Origin of the sequence: Brevibacterium sp. JSBI002, from assembly GCF_026013965.1 — a bacterium.
Classification (GTDB): Bacteria; Actinomycetota; Actinomycetes; order Actinomycetales; family Brevibacteriaceae; genus Brevibacterium.
In genome coordinates this window covers 1,280,823-1,295,544 of record NZ_CP110341.1, presented here as the reverse complement: position 1 = coordinate 1,295,544, position 14,722 = coordinate 1,280,823, and the positions used below count along the sequence as shown (strand labels likewise).

Annotated in this window: 12 protein-coding genes; 6 read left to right on the top strand and 6 right to left on the bottom strand. The window is 64.6% G+C overall.

Annotated features, from left to right (window positions below; genetic code table 11):
* Nucleotides 1-12: 12 nt before the first annotated feature.
* The 4 genes from LJ362_RS05825 to LJ362_RS05810 all read right to left on the bottom strand — a co-directional run bounded on the left by LJ362_RS05825 (nt 13) and on the right by LJ362_RS05810 (nt 7,608).
* The gene (locus LJ362_RS05825; protein ID WP_264801200.1) at nt 13-1,530 is read right to left on the bottom strand and encodes an NCS1 family nucleobase:cation symporter-1; all 1,518 of its coding nucleotides are present in this window, start codon (nt 1,528-1,530) and stop codon (nt 13-15) included.
* 333 nt (nt 1,531-1,863) lie between these two features.
* A complete protein-coding gene (locus LJ362_RS05820) occupies nt 1,864-3,354 on the bottom strand; it encodes an MFS transporter (protein ID WP_264801199.1) in 1,491 nt (496 codons plus the stop codon).
* Between the two features lie 113 nt (nt 3,355-3,467).
* The gene (locus LJ362_RS05815) at nt 3,468-6,218 is read right to left on the bottom strand and encodes an NtaA/DmoA family FMN-dependent monooxygenase (RefSeq protein ID WP_264801196.1); all 2,751 of its coding nucleotides are present in this window, start codon (nt 6,216-6,218) and stop codon (nt 3,468-3,470) included.
* A gap of 58 nt (nt 6,219-6,276) precedes the next feature.
* The gene (locus LJ362_RS05810) at nt 6,277-7,608 is read right to left on the bottom strand and encodes an MFS transporter (protein WP_264801193.1); all 1,332 of its coding nucleotides are present in this window, start codon (nt 7,606-7,608) and stop codon (nt 6,277-6,279) included.
* Nucleotides 7,609-7,978: 370 nt separating this feature from the next.
* Between LJ362_RS05810 and LJ362_RS05805 the strand changes: the two genes are divergently transcribed.
* From LJ362_RS05805 to LJ362_RS05790, 4 genes are all read left to right on the top strand, one after another.
* The gene (locus LJ362_RS05805) at nt 7,979-8,449 is read left to right on the top strand and encodes a flavin reductase family protein (protein ID WP_320109170.1); all 471 of its coding nucleotides are present in this window, start codon (nt 7,979-7,981) and stop codon (nt 8,447-8,449) included.
* Nucleotides 8,450-8,510: 61 nt separating this feature from the next.
* Complete coding sequence (locus LJ362_RS05800; protein WP_264801191.1) at nt 8,511-9,587, top strand: Rv2578c family radical SAM protein; 1,077 nt, start codon at nt 8,511-8,513, stop codon at nt 9,585-9,587.
* Nucleotides 9,588-9,633: 46 nt separating this feature from the next.
* The gene (locus LJ362_RS05795) at nt 9,634-10,356 is read left to right on the top strand and encodes a DsbA family protein (protein WP_264801190.1); all 723 of its coding nucleotides are present in this window, start codon (nt 9,634-9,636) and stop codon (nt 10,354-10,356) included.
* Between the two features lie 122 nt (nt 10,357-10,478).
* Complete coding sequence (locus LJ362_RS05790) at nt 10,479-11,225, top strand: MgtC/SapB family protein (RefSeq protein ID WP_264801189.1); 747 nt, start codon at nt 10,479-10,481, stop codon at nt 11,223-11,225.
* A gap of 13 nt (nt 11,226-11,238) precedes the next feature.
* Here LJ362_RS05790 and LJ362_RS05785 read toward each other — a convergent pair whose 3' ends face one another.
* Complete coding sequence (locus LJ362_RS05785) at nt 11,239-11,841, bottom strand: TetR/AcrR family transcriptional regulator (RefSeq protein WP_264801188.1); 603 nt, start codon at nt 11,839-11,841, stop codon at nt 11,239-11,241.
* A 26-nt stretch (nt 11,842-11,867) separates the two neighbouring features.
* Here LJ362_RS05785 and LJ362_RS05780 point away from each other — a divergent pair, with 26 nt between their 5' ends.
* Nucleotides 11,868-12,563, top strand: a complete 696-nt coding sequence (locus tag LJ362_RS05780) for a hypothetical protein (RefSeq protein ID WP_264801186.1) — start codon at nt 11,868-11,870, stop codon at nt 12,561-12,563.
* A 105-nt stretch (nt 12,564-12,668) separates the two neighbouring features.
* Nucleotides 12,669-13,496 carry a hydrolase gene (locus tag LJ362_RS05775; RefSeq protein WP_264801184.1) on the top strand — a complete coding sequence of 276 codons (828 nt, stop codon included), beginning with the start codon at nt 12,669-12,671 and terminating at the stop codon, nt 13,494-13,496.
* 45 nt (nt 13,497-13,541) lie between these two features.
* On the opposite strand, the gene LJ362_RS05770 is transcribed toward LJ362_RS05775, so the two are convergent.
* Nucleotides 13,542-14,717: a fatty acid desaturase family protein gene (locus tag LJ362_RS05770; protein ID WP_264801183.1), complete on the bottom strand. Its 1,176-nt coding sequence runs from the start codon at nt 14,715-14,717 to the stop codon at nt 13,542-13,544.
* Nucleotides 14,718-14,722: the final 5 nt, after the last annotated feature.

Below are 14,722 nucleotides of genomic sequence, written 5' to 3'. Positions count from 1 at the left end.
ATTCGGCTCCGATCAGTGGTGGGTCGGGACGGCGATCTCCTCACCGTCGACCTCACGGAAGGTGAAGTCGCGGCGGGCGATGACGAAGTAGATGAGCGCGGCGATTGCGGCCCCGGAGAACCAGGAGAACTCGGAGATGCCGGAGAACGCGGGGACGAGTGCGAAGACCAGTGAGATCGCCGAGGCGGGGATGAAGGCTCCGATGGCTCGCCAGTTGACTCCGCGGTGGTAGAAGTACTCACCGTCGCCGGCTTCGGTGTAGAGCTGGGGCACATTGACCTTCGTTCTGCGCACCACCCAGTAGTCGACCATGATCACGCCGAACAGGGGTCCGAGCAGGGCGCCGAGTCCGCCGAGGAAGTAGACGATGACCACCGGTGAGTCATATAGGTTCCAGGGCAGGATGACGAAGCCGATGACGGCGGAGATGATGGCGGCGCTGCGGAAGTTCAGGTGGCGCGGGAACAGATTCGTCAACGCATAGGTCGGGGCGACGAAGTTCGCCATGAGGTTGACTGCGACGGTGAGCAGGAGAAGAGACAGGGAAGCCAGCACGAGCAGGACCGGACTGCCGATCGACTGGACGATATCGGCCGGTGAGGTGATGACGGTGCCGTCGATCTTGTACTGTGCGCCGGCCAGCGAGATGACGACGAGTCCGAAGACGAGCATGTTCACTGGGATGCCCCAGAAGTTGCCGACGACGATCGAACCGCGCTTCTTCGCGGCCCTCGAGAAGTCGGAGAAGTTGAGGACGAAGGTGCCGTAGATGGACACCCACAGCGCGCCGCCGCCGAAGATGTGAGCCCACATCTCCCAGCCGCTGAGCGCGTCGTCGGTCGACCACGCAATGGAGAAGTCGACGCGGATGAGCATCCAGACGGCCAGGGCGAGGAAGGTCACGAGGATGATCGGTCCGGCGATGGCTTCGTAGCGGCGGATCATCTCCATCCCGTAGCTGACGATGATGACTTGGATGGCCCACAGCAGAGTGAAGGAGAACCAGCCGAGCCCGGAGAGTCCGAGGAATTCGGCATCGGCCCATGACTGCAGTCCCGGGAACATCGTCAGCAGCACGACGTTGAGGACGCTCGAGGCCAGGTAGGTCTGGATGCCGAACCAGGCGATGGCGACGATGCCCCGCACCGAGGCGGCCAGCTGGGCCCCGTGGATGCCGAAGGAGATCCGGCTCATCACCGGATAGGGCACGCCCGTCTTGTAGCCCATGAAACCGGAGAGGGTGAGCAGAAAGAACAGCAGAGCCGCACCGACGAGGAGGGCCACGAGGATCTGCCAGGCTCCGAGGCCGAGTGCGAAGAGTCCGAGAGCGAAGCCGTAGTTGCCCAGAGAGTGCACGTCGTTGGCCCACAGGGTGAAGACACTGTAGGCCGTCCAGCTGCGCCCCTCCTTGCGGGACGGGGCGAGATCGGCGTTGTAGAAGCGCGGACTGATGCGATGGGCCGCCAACTGTTCGGGGCTGGGCCCCAGGCGGGTCGGCACTGGCGCCTCCGCAGATTCGGTCTTCCTCATGCAGTCCACTCCTTGGATCCGGTCAACGCCCAAACTGGGATACCAAAAAAGTAAACACAGCCCTGTGGCACCGTTCAACTGACCGATTCAGAGTAACCCAGCTCACACGCTACTGGCAATGAGTCGAGGCGGGCGATTTCGCTGAGCCCTTGCAAAAGCGGCTCGCAACCGCGTCCGGTCCGTGCAGGAGCGCGGTTGCGGATCGACCGAACGAGCTTTTCCATCGATGGCATACCATTCACGCTCCATGTAACCGTTCCTGCTGGTCATGACCGCTCCGGCTCGTCATACGCGAAGTGCACTGCTATGGGCAGTCGCCCCCGGCCGCGGCCCTCAGGCTTCGTGCTCGACGTCCTTGGCCGTCGGGTCCCAAGCGACGATGCCGACGGCGATCGTGCCCGCCAGCGGTGCGCAGGCGACGATCCAGAACACTCCTGTGCCCAGCGAAGCCGCAAGGATCGGGAACATGATGAGTGAGACGATCGAGAAGGCACGCAGGACCGACTGGTTGAACCCGATGCCGATTCCGCGCAGCCGCGTCGGATACGACAGGGTCGCATAGTTCATGAGGTTCGCTCCCGGTCCCCCGGCCTGAGCGAACACGAAGGCCGCGAGCATGGCCACCGCGACGAGGACGAGAGCCCCGTTCGGGATGCCCACAAGGGCCAGCGTTCCCAGCGCCAGGGCTTGGATGACGAATCCGAACAGGGTGATCTTCCGGGTCCCGAAGCGGTTGACGATGCTCATGCCCAGGAGTCCCCCGAGTGTGCCGAAGCCCAGGTTGATGACCAGAGAGGCGATGATCGTGATCAGCGGAGTCTGCTGGAAGAGCGTGGTGATGATGAGCGGGGTGCCGTAGGCGACGGCGTTGTAGCCGAACGTCGAGAACACGGAGACGCAGAGAGCGACGATCGTCCGGACCCGGTAGCGCGGGGAGAAGAGTTCGGCGAACCCGGCCCACCGTCCGCCCTTTACCGAACTGTCCGAGGCATTCGCGGTCTCGCGCTCCCCTTCGGGAGCGAGTTCGACATTGAGGTTGTGATGGCTGCGCATGACTTCGACGGCGCCGCGCAGATCGCCCTGGTTAGCCAGCCATTCGGGTGATTCGGCAAGGTAGCGGCGACGGACGAGGAGGACGATGAGCGCGGGCACGGCACCGAAGCCGACGACGATGCGCCACAGAATGTCGTGCTGGTCGTAGGGCAGGGTGATGAAGATGATGAGCACGATGACGTAGCCCATACCAGTGGCGAAGTACCAGGCCGGCGACCAGGCGTTGACCCGCTGCGAGCGGTTCCCCTTGCCTTTGAGCTTGGAGAATTCGGCGAGGAAAGCCATCGCCACCGGCAGGTCGAGACCGACGCCGATGCCCATGACGAAGCGGAAGGCCATGAGGACCCATTCGTTCGGTGCCACCGCGCAGCCGATGGCTGCGACGACGAAGAAGACCATATCGGCCATGAAGAGGCGGTACCGCCCGAACCGGTCGACGAGGTATCCGCCGAAGAGGGCGCCGATAACGGCACCGACCATGATCGAGGCGTTGACGAGTCCGGTCATGAAACCGTTGAGGCCGAACTGCTCCTGAATGGCGGTGATGCCGAAGGCCAGGGAGGAGAAGTCATAGGCGTCCATGAAGATCCCGCCGAGCGCGAGGATGATCACCGCCGTCGTCTTCGTCCCCTGAGAGCCGAATTCGGCGAGGATCGAATGGATATCGGCTGCCGAGGAGACGATGCGCGGAGTCTGCGTTCCGGCCTGCCTGTTCTGAGCGGCCGCGGAGGGTGTCTGTGCCGCGTTCGCGGCGGGATCTGTCGAAGTCACAGTCGACAAGTATGGTGTCGCGGCGGCCGCGCGCTGTCACCTGCCGTCACAGTTCGTCACGAACACCGGGGCCAGCACAGCGCACCCGGGCACGCTGCACCCGGACTCACAGCTCAGTCGAGGCGGTGGCCGCGGCGCTCCGGAATGAGGAACATAGCGAGGAATTGGATGAGGTAGATGATCGGCAGCAGCGCCAGAGCGAAGCCGAAGCCGAGATGCCCCGCAAGAAGGGCGATGACGACCGGTGCCAGTCCCCCGATGGCACGGCCGATGTTGAAGATGACGTTCTGCGCCGTCGCCCTGATCGCCGTGGGATAGAGCTCGGCAAGCAGCGCCCCATGGCCTCCCAGCATTCCGTTGGCGAAGGCGCCCATGAAGAATCCGCCGGCCAGCAGAGCGCTCGGATCGGTGAACTGGCTGTAGGCGAGGATGGTGACGATGGCTCCGGCCTGGAAGATCCAGAAGGCGGGTCGTCGACCGAGGCGGTCGGCGACCTGGCCGAAGATGAGGATCCCGGTGAGCATTCCCATGACCGTCACCGCCGTCCACAGCGAACCCTTGGTGACTCCCAGATCCATCTGCTCGGACAGGTAGTTCGGCAGCCAGGTGATGATGCCGAAGTAGCCGAAGTTCTGCACGCTGGTGAGAATCGTCAGGGCCAGGGTGATCTTCACCGTGTCCCGATCCTTGAACAGAGCGGCGATCTTCGCACCGAAGGAGGTCGGCGCTCCGTTCGTATCGAGGTTCCCACGGGAGGCTTCGGCCTCCGTCTGCTCGTGTTCCCGGGCCCGGACGAAGGTCTCCGGCTCCTCGACTCCGCGACGGATGACGAAGGCGAAGACTGCGGGGACGAGTCCGATGACGAACAGTGCCCGCCAGCCCCACAGGGCGATGACGGGAGCCGAGACCACGGCTGCGGCGAATACGCCGAGCTGGAACCCCACTCCCACCCATGATGTGGCCCGCGCTCGCTGGTCGGCACGCACCGCCTCGGCGGCCAGGGCCATGCCGATGCCGAACTCACCGCCGATTCCGATTCCGGCGATGAACCGGTAGGCCGCGAGATCCCAGTACCCCTGCGCCAACGCCGACAGTCCGGTGAACACCGCGAAGATGAGGACCGTCCAGGTGAGCACCCGTACCCGGCCGTGACGGTCGGCGAGGGCACCGAAGACGATTCCGCCGACCACAGCGCCGAGCAGAGTGATCGTCGACAGAGACCCGGCCTCGACGTCGCTGAGCCCGAATGAGGCGATGATGCCCGACAGGGCGAAGCTGAGGATGAGGAGGTCGAAGCCGTCGAGTCCATAGCCGACAGCCGCGGCGACGAGCGCTCTGCGCCGGTATCCGCGATCGTCCGAATCATCAGTGGCGGTCAGCGGAGTCGATGCACTCATTCGCGGTCTCAGTTCAGTTCGCGGATCGGAAAATGGCCGCAGACCATTATGCCTCACGGCCGTTCTCCGATTCGTCGGGCCCGTCCGATCAGACGCGGGCACCCTCGCCGAGGCGGTACCGGGCACCCGTGTGGTCCTCGGCCAGGCGGGGCCGGCCCCGGTGAGCTGCTCGCGGACCGTGGCACCTGCGGTCGGTTCGGGCAGGAGTCCGCGGCGGCGCAGTTCGGGTGAGACATACTTCGCGAAGCGTTCGGCATCGGCCGGACGCACGGCCGCGGCGATGTTGAATCCGTCGATATCGGCTTCGGTCATCCAGCGTTCGAATTCGTCGACGATGGTCTCCGGTGATCCGGTGATGACCGGTCCGCGTCCGCCGAGGGCGATGAACTCCGCGAGGTCCCGAATCGTCCAGGGTTTGTCTCCGGCCATGGTGGTGAAGGAGGCGAGCGCCGACTGGTTGGCTTCGGTCGAGACGTATTCGAGGGTGTCCTCGGGGTCAGCTCCCGAGAGGTCGACCCCGGTCCATCCGCCGAACAGGGACAGCGCGGATTCGGTGTCGACGTAGCGGCGATAGTCGGCCAGGCGAGCCTCGGCGGCTTCGTCCGTGTCGTCGACGATGACTGTGGCCAGAGCGAAGATCTTCACCGCGTCACGGGCGCGTCCGCGCTCTTCGAGTCCGTCGCGGACCTTGTCGACCCAGCTGCGCAGGATCTCCGGGGTCGGCCCGGAGAAGAAGATCGCCTCGGCGTGGTCGAGTGCGAATTCCTGGCCGCGTTTGGATGCACCGGCCTGGAAGAGCAGCGGGGTGCCCTGCGGTCCGGGGACGGCGAGCGCCTGACCGGGAACGGTGAAGAACTTGCCGTCGTGGCCGATGTCGTGGACCTCGTTCGGGTCGACGAAGACGTTGGCGTCGGCATCGGCTTTGAGCGCGTCGGGGGTGATCGAGCCCTCGAACAGCTTGTACATGACCTCCATGAACTCATCGGCCCGGTCGTAGCGCTCATCGTGCGGGATCTGGCCCTTGAGCCCGAGGTTGCGGGCGGCGGAGTCGACATAGCTGGTGACGATGTTCCATGCCACACGCCCGTTCGTGAAGTGATCGAGGGTGGTCAGGGTGCGGGCGAGCAGGTAGGGCTTCTCATAGGTCACCGAGGCGGTCACGCCGAATCCCAGCGTCGTCGTGGCTGCTGCCATGGCGGGGACGGCGACGAGGGGGTCGAGCAGTGGGAACTGCACTCCCCCACGGTTCGTGACATCCGCGTTGCCGCCGTACACGTCATAGACGCCGAGGATGTCGGCGAGGAAGAGAGAGGAGAATCCGCCGTCCTCGAGGGTCTTGGCCAGGTCCGTCCAGAAGGACAGCTGGGTGAATTCCTCGACTCTCGATTCCGGGTGGCGCCACAGTCCGGGTGACTGGTGGACCGGGGTCATCATGTCGAAGGCATTGAGCCGGATCGGTTTCGTCATGGGAGTCTCCTAATCATGGGGGTGCGATGGGTACTGGCCGACGTCTCGGCGGGGGTGTTCAGGCCGCGGTGCGGGCGAGCGCTCGGGCAGGATCTTTGGCGCCGATGGCGGCAATGAGCGAGAGGACGCACAGCAGGGTGAGGTAGCCGCAGATGAGCCACGGCGAGTGGCCGCCGGCGACGTAGAGCAGGGCCGCGACCATCGGCATGATTCCGCCGCCGATGACGGTGCCCAGCTGGTAGCCCATGTTCACACCTGAGTAGCGGACCTCGATGGGGAACTGTTCGGCGAACCAGGCCGCCTGGGGACCGTAGACGGCATCGTGGGCGAGATTCATGCCGAGGATGACGACCAGCGGCAGCAGTCCCAGTGGGCCTGCGTCGAGGAAGGCGAAGAAGAACCAGCCGAATACTGCGATGCCGATGAGTCCGAAGATCGTCACGGGCTTGCGACCGATCCGGTCCGAGGCCCACCCCCATGCCGGCCCGGTCACCAGTCCGACCGCCGAGGCGATCATGACGGCTGTGACTCCCGAGGTCGAATCGCCGCGATTCTCCGCCAGGTAGCTGAGCATGTAGACGGTGATGAGGTAGAAGACGCTGTTCTGTGCCAGCCGCAGTCCGATGGTGACGAGCAGGACCCGAGGATGAGCGGTCAGCACCTCCCGCAGCGGTGCTTTGGCGACCTTTCCGGAATCCTTGAGCTCCTGGAACTCAGGTGCATCGGAGACGCCGAGTCGGATCCACAGTCCCAGTGCCACGAGCAGTGCGGAGGCGAGGAAGGGGATGCGCCAGCCGAAGGCTTCGAACGCCTCGTCGCTCATCAGGTTCTGGACGAGGAAGAAGGAGCTGGTGGCCAGCAGCATTCCCGCCGCCGATCCGATCTGAGTGAAGGATCCGAAGAGGCCGCGTCTGCGGGCGGGTGCATGTTCGACGGACAGCAGAGCCGATCCGCCCCATTCGGCGCCTGCCGAGAGGCCCTGGATGATGCGCAGGACGACGAGGGAGACAGCAGCCCACCAGCCGATGGCGTCGAAGTTCGGGACCAGGCCGATGAGCGTCGACGCCGTCCCCATGGACAGGAGGGAGACGACGAGCAGAGCCTTGCGACCGACACGGTCGCCGAGGTGGCCGGCGACGATTCCGCCCAACGGCCGAGCGAAGAATCCGACGGCGAGGGTGGCGAAGGACGCGAGTCGGCTGCCGAGCTCACTGTCGGAGGGGAAGAACTGGACGTTGAAGATCAGGGCTGCTGCGGTGCCGTAGAGGTAGAAGTCGTACCACTCGATCGTCGTCCCGGCGAAGGCCGAGGCCAGGACCCGCTTCTTCCCGGACAGGAACCGCTGCGGCGGGTCCTGGGTGCTCGGTGCGGTGACCGGCGTCTGCGTCATAGGGTTCTCCTCTGCGGCGGGGTTCGGGCGGCTCGCTGCCAGACGAGCGCATGATTCGCTGAGCAATCTATGCCCGAACCCTGTCACCGGCCGCACGCGGCCGTCACGCCCCGACTCTCAGCGTCATATGCGGTCATAAGTCGTCTTCATATGACCTCGGCCACGACACCGGCGCTTCCGCTTTGCAATGATCGACCTCAACGACACCGACAGACGAACCCATACTCTTGGATTGCTCAACGGATCAGCGGGCGTCACCGGATCAGCTGGCATTTGTGACACCGACGACCACACGAACACAGAGGTGAAGGAATGACACTCTTGGCAGACCGCACCGCACAGTCACCGGCCCCGGTGACCGCCGCAACACCTGAGGCTCTCCGCGAGACCTTCTCCCATTTCCCCAGGGGTCGCCTTCATCGGCGCCGAAATCGATGCGGCACCACTGGGCCTCGTCGCCTCCACTCTCACCGTCGGCGTCTCCCTCGACCCGCCCCTGGTCAGCGTCGCCGTCCAGAACACATCGACCACCTGGCCCGCCCTGCGGCGAGCTCCCGAGCTGGGGATCTCCCTGCTGGGCACCGACCAGGAGCACCTGGCCAGGCAGTTGGCGGCCAAGGACCGCAGTCGCCGATTCACCGGCGTCAGCCCTGAGGTCACGGCCGGAGGCGCACTGACGATCCCCGGCAGCTCGGCGTTCCTCTGGACCCGGCTCTACGATGAGGTTGCGGCCGGCGACCACACCGTGGCCCTGCTCGAGATCCTCGGCACTCGCAATGACGACGGACCCGAGGCCCTGGTCTTCCACCGCAGTGAGTTCAAGGGATTGCGCGTCTCCTGACACCGCCTGAGCGTCACGCCCCGCCCTTGACTCATATTCGAACTCGTGTTCGAATGATGTCATGCGGTGGAACGAAGCGAGCGCCAGCACCGGCCCCGGCACACCTGTCCTCTTCGGGACGAAGGGACTGGTCCGGTCGGTGCAGACGCCGGAATTCTCAGGAATCACCTTCCACGAGGTGCTGGCGAAGTCGGCGCTGAACAAGGTTCCCCAGTCCAGCTCGATGCCCTTCTCCTGGACCGTCAACCCCTACCGCGGCTGTTCACACGCCTGCGTATACTGCTTCGCCAGGAACACTCACCGCTACCTCGATCTCGATTCCGGGACCGACTTCGATCGCCAGGTCGTCGTCAAGATCAATATCGCCGACGTCCTCGCCGCCGAGGTGGCGCGTCCGAGTTGGGCCCGAGACCATGTCGCGCTCGGCACGAACACCGACCCCTATCAGCGCGCCGAAGGCCGCTACTCCCTCATGCCGGGCATCATCAGCGCACTGGCCGAGCAGTCGACTCCGATGTCGATTCTGACCAAGGGCACGCTGCTGCGACGGGATCTGCCTCTGCTGGCCCGCGTTGCCGAAGACGCTCCTGTTGAGATCAGCATGTCGATCGCCGTTCACGACGACGCTCTGCAGCAGAGCCTCGAACCCGGCACGCCGACGACGAAGGCCAGGCTGGCCACCGTGCGCGCGGCTGCAGAACTCGGGTTCGATGTCACCGTGTTCATGATGCCGATCATGCCGAAGCTCACCGACTCCCGTGACCACCTCGAATCCGCTCTTCGAGCGATCAAAGACGCCGGAGCCGCACGAGTCGTCTACGGGGCGCTGCACCTGCGCCCCGGCGCCCGCGAATGGTTCTTCGAATGGCTCGAACGCAACCGCCCCGAGCTGCTCGCCCGCTATCGCAGGATGTACGCCGGCTCATCCTACGCCTCGACGGAGTATCGTCGGTGGCTCAGTGAGCGCATCAACCCGCTCATCGATCGTTATGACCTGCGCGGACGCAGCGATGACGACTACCCTGCGACTTCGAGGATGCGCGGCCGCCCGGACTCGAACCGAACCCCGCCGCAGAAGGCGGGCGAGCCAGCTCCGACGCAGCAGCTCGCAGCCCCATCGCAGCAGGCTCTGTTCTGAGTCGGACCTGCGGAATAACCATGAGATGGGAACGGTTGGCATTGATATGAAGATCGAGATCTGGTCGGACATCGCCTGCCCCTGGTGCTATATCGGAAAACGTCGGTTCGAGGATGCCCTCGACGGCTTCGCTCACAGGGACGACGTCGACGTCCAATGGCGCAGTTTCCAGCTTGATCCGAGCCTGCCCGATCACTTCGACGGCACCGAGACCGAATACCTCAGTCAGATGAAGGGCATGCCCGCCGATCAAGTGCGGCAGATGTTCGACCATGTCACACAGCAGGCCGCCGGAGTCGGCCTGAACTATGACTTCGACTCGATCGTCGTGGCCAACAGCTTCACCGCCCATCGCTTCCTCCACCTCGCCAAGACCCACGGACTCATGTCCGAGGCTAAGGAGATGCTGCTTTCGGGCCACTTCGAGAAGGGTCGCGACATCGGTGACGTCGACTACCTCGCCGAAGTGGGAGGTGAGATCGGCATCGATCCCGACGAGGCCCGCCGGATCCTCGCAACCGATGAGTTCTCGGACGAGGTACGGGCCGATATCAGTGAGGCCCGTTCGCTCGGCGCCAATGGAGTCCCGTTCTTCGTCATCGACCGCAAGTACGGCATCTCCGGAGCCCAACCGGCGGAGGTCTTCTCTCAGGCACTCGAGACGGCTTGGGACGAAGGACAGAAGCTCACGGTGCTCGCCGGCACTCCGCAGTCAGCGGACAAGGACTTCGCCGACGGCGCCGCCTGCGGCCCCGACGGCTGCAGCTGACCACCACACCTCCCCCTATTGCTACCTGACGGCGGCCCAGCAACCTCGCGCGAGGTTGCTGGGCCGCCGTCAGGTAGCAATAGGGGGTTGTTCGTTGAGGGTGGGGCTATGGTGAAGGCACTATGGTCAACTCCGCGTCGCTTGAGAACATCATGAGCAGCTCCGGCCTGTTGGAAGCCGGCCTGCTGCTGGCCAGCTTCGTCCTGTGCTCCCTCATCGGCTTCGAGCGGCAGTTCAGGCAGAAGGCAGCCGGGTACCGCACCCACGTGCTCGTGGGCATCGGCACCTGCGCTTTCACCCTGATCTCCGCGTATGGATTCGCCGGAGTGCTCGAGAACGACGTCCGCCTCGACCCTTCACGGATCTCCGCGCAGATCGTCTCCGGAATCGGCTTCCTCGGCGCCGGAGTCATCTTCAAAGGACGCAACATGGTCCGCGGACTCACCACCGCCGCAACGATCTGGGTCACCGCGGCCGTCGGAATGGCCTGCGGTGCGGGAATGCTGCCCTTGGCCGCGATGCTCACTGCCCTGCACCTGTTCACACTGTTCGTCATCGCGCCTCTCATCCGCAAAGTCCCCAACAGCGACCACCGCAAACTCCTGCGCATCACCTACCGCGACGGGGCCGGTGTCCTCCGCGAGATCCTCGCTCTGGCGGGCCGAATGGGTTTTGCGAATACCATCGTCGATTCGCGCCGCTTCGAGTCCCCCGACGAGACGCGGATGGTGCAGGTCGATGTGAGGTTCGACGGAAAGCGGCCTCTGCACCTGCTCGTCGCCCCGCTCACGGAACTGAGCGGCGTCGATACGGTGAGCATGCGCGAAGATCGCGTCCACTCGGTCGATGACGACGGCGATTCCGTCTGAGCAGCCGACGAACTCAGAAATCGACGCTGGCGAGCACTGCTTCGATTCCGGCCCGGACCCGCAGCCGGGAGGATTCGCCGAAAACGGTCGCCTGAACGACGGCCCCCTGGATCGTTGCCAGCAGCCCGGGCACCATTGCCGAAGCCCGAGCCCGCGCGGCTTCAGCGTCCGCTCCCCGCTGATCCTGCAGATAGGCAGCAAGATAGACGGTGAATTCTTTGATGAGCGACTCTAATACCCCACCGGCGAAACTCGCGAACTCCTTGTCGTAGGAAGACTCTCCCCAGACCTGAACCATGACCGAGGCGAACGGATTGTCGATGAGCAGGGAATCGATGAGCTTGACGAACACCTCGGCAGGAGCTGCCACCTCACTTCCGGACTTGGCCGCATCGAGCACTGCCATGCGCGGCTCCATCACCCGGCGGGCGACGTCGATCATCAGGTCAGCCTTCGACGCGTAGTAGACGTAGACGGCTCCGGCCGACAGTCCTGCTTCCTTGACGATGTCAGCCATCGATGAACCGGCGAACCCCCTGCGCGCGAAGCACGCCAGAGCCGCATCCTGAATCCTCGTGCGCATCGCACTCTTGTGCTCCTCGGTGACCTTCGGCACATCTCCCCCATAAAACGAATGACCAGATGCAGAAGGCTCACGAGGCCGCTGCCTCCGGTCAGGACCCGCCGCAGGGCAACCCAGCTGGAGACGACGCCGGTCCGGCCGCCTCGGCGATGGAGGTTCCGCAGGTGAAGATCACCGACGTCGTGCCGCTCTCCGACGACGACCCCTCCGGTGCGGGGCTGGCCATCGCGGGTCTGCCGCTGACCCTCGGCGGCATCGTCGGTGGTGTGCTCACTGCCATGGACATCCGCTCACGGCGGATGCGCCTGGTCGGCACCATCGTCTATGGAGTCGTCGGAGGACTGGCACTGGCCCTGATCATGCAGACCTGGTTCGGGATCCTGCAGGGGAACTTCGCGATCAATGCTCTGGCGATCGGCTTGTCGATCGCGGCCACGGTCGGCCTGATCAACGGCTTCGTCTCCCTCATCGGCCCTGGCGGCATCGCGATCGGCGCGGTGCTCACCATGCTCATCGGCAATCCGATCGCCTCGCTCAATCAGCCGAAGGAGTTCCTCGCCGGCTCCTGGGGCGATATCGGTCAGTTCTTCGTCCCCGGCGCGGCGGGCACGCTGCTACGTGATCTCTCCTACTTCCCTGACGCGCCGTTGGCTCTCCAGTGGTGGGTGCTCAGCGCTTGGCTCGTCGTCGGCGTCGCGCTCATCCTCGTCGGCCACGTCATCGCCCACAGGAAGGCGCACGCGGCCGCCCACTGACAAACTGGCGCGTCGTTGGACTCCCATCGATCCTGGTCTTCACCTCGTGTGAAGACTAGGCTCGGTGGGAGTCTGTGGTTTCATCTGCGGAACCGAGAGGATGACATGGTGGCATTTTCCGATGTGACGATCTGCCGCACCTGCGGGGTGGAGACGACGACGCCTCCGCCACAGCTGTGTCCGATCTGCGAGGACGATCGGCAATGGGTTCCTGCCTCCGGCCAACAGTGGACGACTCGGGCAGACCTCGAATCCGAGGGCCACCGCATCACCACCACGGAACGTGAACCCGGTCTCTTCCCCATCCGCGTCGAACCGAAGCTCGGGATCGGGCAGACCTGCTATCTCGCGTGCACCGATTCCGGCAACTTACTCTTCGACGTCCCCGCCTATATCGACGCCGAGGCGGTCGCGGCGGTCCGGGACCTCGGCGGAGTTGCGGCGATCGCCGCCAGCCACCCGCACATGTTCGGCACCCAGTTGGAATGGAGTGCCGCATTCGATGGAGCTCCCGTCTTCGTGTGCCGGGCCGACCTCGAATGGGTGCAGCGGACCGGCCGGGCCGTCTGCCCCTATTTCCACGAGGCGGAGCCGGTGCCGGGGGTGAGGCTCCGGAGGACGGGAGGTCATTTCCCCGGCAGTGCGGTGGCAGTCTGGACGGGCGCCGACGGCGCCGGGGTCATGCTCAGCGGCGATTCGATCGGTCCGGTGGCGCGATCGGGGTGGGTGACGTTCATGCGCAGCTTCCCGAACTATCTGCCGTTGTCGGCCACGGTCGTCAGGCGCATCGCCGCCTCGGTGATCGATCTCGACTTCGACCGCATGTACGGCAACTTCGGTCAGTCGATCGGTTCCGGGGCACACTCTGCAGTGCAGACCTCAGCAGAACGCTACGCCGAATGGGTCTCCGGCGACCACGATCACCTCACCTGAGTCTCCCCGACGGTCCGTCAGTGCGAACCGAATCCGGCCCGCCGGTCAGCGGGACCGGAACTGCGCGGTGACGGGGCAGTCGAAGGGGTCTGCTTCGCCGAGGCCCACCCGGTTGAGGTAGGCGATGATGATCTTGTAGGACTCGAGCAGAGTCGTCTCGGTGTAGGTGATGTCCTTCTGGCGGCAGTATTCGCGGACCATCGGCTGCACCCGGTGCAGGTTGACGCTCGGCATGCTGGGGAACAGGTGGTGTTCGATCTGATAGTTCAGACCGCCCATGAGGAATCCCATGAAGCGACCGCCGGAGATATTGCGTGACATCAGCGTCTGACGGCGCAGGAAGTCGATCTTCACATCTTTGGGAACGATCGGCTGGCCCTTGTGGTTGGGAGCGAAGGATCCGCCCATGTGCACGCCGAAGACGGCGAGCTGGACGAGGAAGAAGACGCTTCCGATGAGGGGACCTGCCGCCCAGATGGCGAGCGCTGGGAACCCGATGAGGCGGATGCCGATGAAGACGCCTTCGAACCAACGGCGTTTGATCGACGACTGTCCCCGGACGATGGCCTTGACGGATTCGACGTGCAGCTGGAGGCCGGCCAAGGTCAGCAGCGGCAGGAAGAACCAGCCTTGACGTGCCGCGAACCATTTGGCCAGGCCTGTGCGTTCACGTGCATCCTCAGGAGTGAAGACCAGTGCGCCGGGAGCAATGTCTCCGTCGACTCCGGCCTTGTTCGGATTGGCGTGGTGAAGCGCATTGTGCTTCTTCAGCCACCACCCGTAGCTCAGTCCGATGAAGAGGTTGCCGATGATCGTCGACACCCACTCCCCCACTTTTCCGCCGGTGAAGATCTGTCGATGTGCTGCGTCATGGGCGACGTAGGCAGTCTGGGTGAACAGCGCGCCGAAGACGACTGCGGTCGCCATCTGCCACCAGCTCTCACCGATGAGGAAGAGCATGGCGAAAGATGCGACGTAGCCGAGCCCGAGGAGGACGAAGCGCAGGGTGTTCCAACCCGGCCGTCTGGCCAGCAGGCCCGCTTCTTTGACCTGGGCCATCAGCGCGCTGAAATCGCTGGTGAATTCCTGTTCGGCGGTTCCCCTCTTCGCTCGCCTGCGTTCGAGCACCTCCGCGCGGGTGGCCCGATCCGGTGCCGGGGTCGACAGTGCGGTCGCAGTTGGGGAAGTCGGTTCGGAGGTCATGAGGTCAGACGGGTTCATAGTTC

Bases quoted from the DNA above. Each gene is read 5' to 3' on its own strand.
- LJ362_RS05825 (WP_264801200.1), bottom strand. From the start codon at position 1,530: ATGAGGAAGACCGAATCTGCGGAGGCGCCAGTGCCGACCCGCCTGGGG.
- LJ362_RS05815 (WP_264801196.1), bottom strand. From the start codon at position 6,218: ATGACGAAACCGATCCGGCTCAATGCCTTCGACATGATGACCCCGGTC.
- LJ362_RS05810 (WP_264801193.1), bottom strand. From the start codon at position 7,608: ATGACGCAGACGCCGGTCACCGCACCGAGCACCCAGGACCCGCCGCAG.
- LJ362_RS05800 (WP_264801191.1), top strand. From the start codon at position 8,511: ATGCGGTGGAACGAAGCGAGCGCCAGCACCGGCCCCGGCACACCTGTC.
- LJ362_RS05795 (WP_264801190.1), top strand. From the start codon at position 9,634: ATGAAGATCGAGATCTGGTCGGACATCGCCTGCCCCTGGTGCTATATC.
- LJ362_RS05790 (WP_264801189.1), top strand. From the start codon at position 10,479: ATGGTCAACTCCGCGTCGCTTGAGAACATCATGAGCAGCTCCGGCCTG.
- LJ362_RS05780 (WP_264801186.1), top strand. From the start codon at position 11,868: ATGCAGAAGGCTCACGAGGCCGCTGCCTCCGGTCAGGACCCGCCGCAG.
- LJ362_RS05775 (WP_264801184.1), top strand. From the start codon at position 12,669: ATGGTGGCATTTTCCGATGTGACGATCTGCCGCACCTGCGGGGTGGAG.
- LJ362_RS05770 (WP_264801183.1), bottom strand. From the start codon at position 14,717: ATGAACCCGTCTGACCTCATGACCTCCGAACCGACTTCCCCAACTGCG.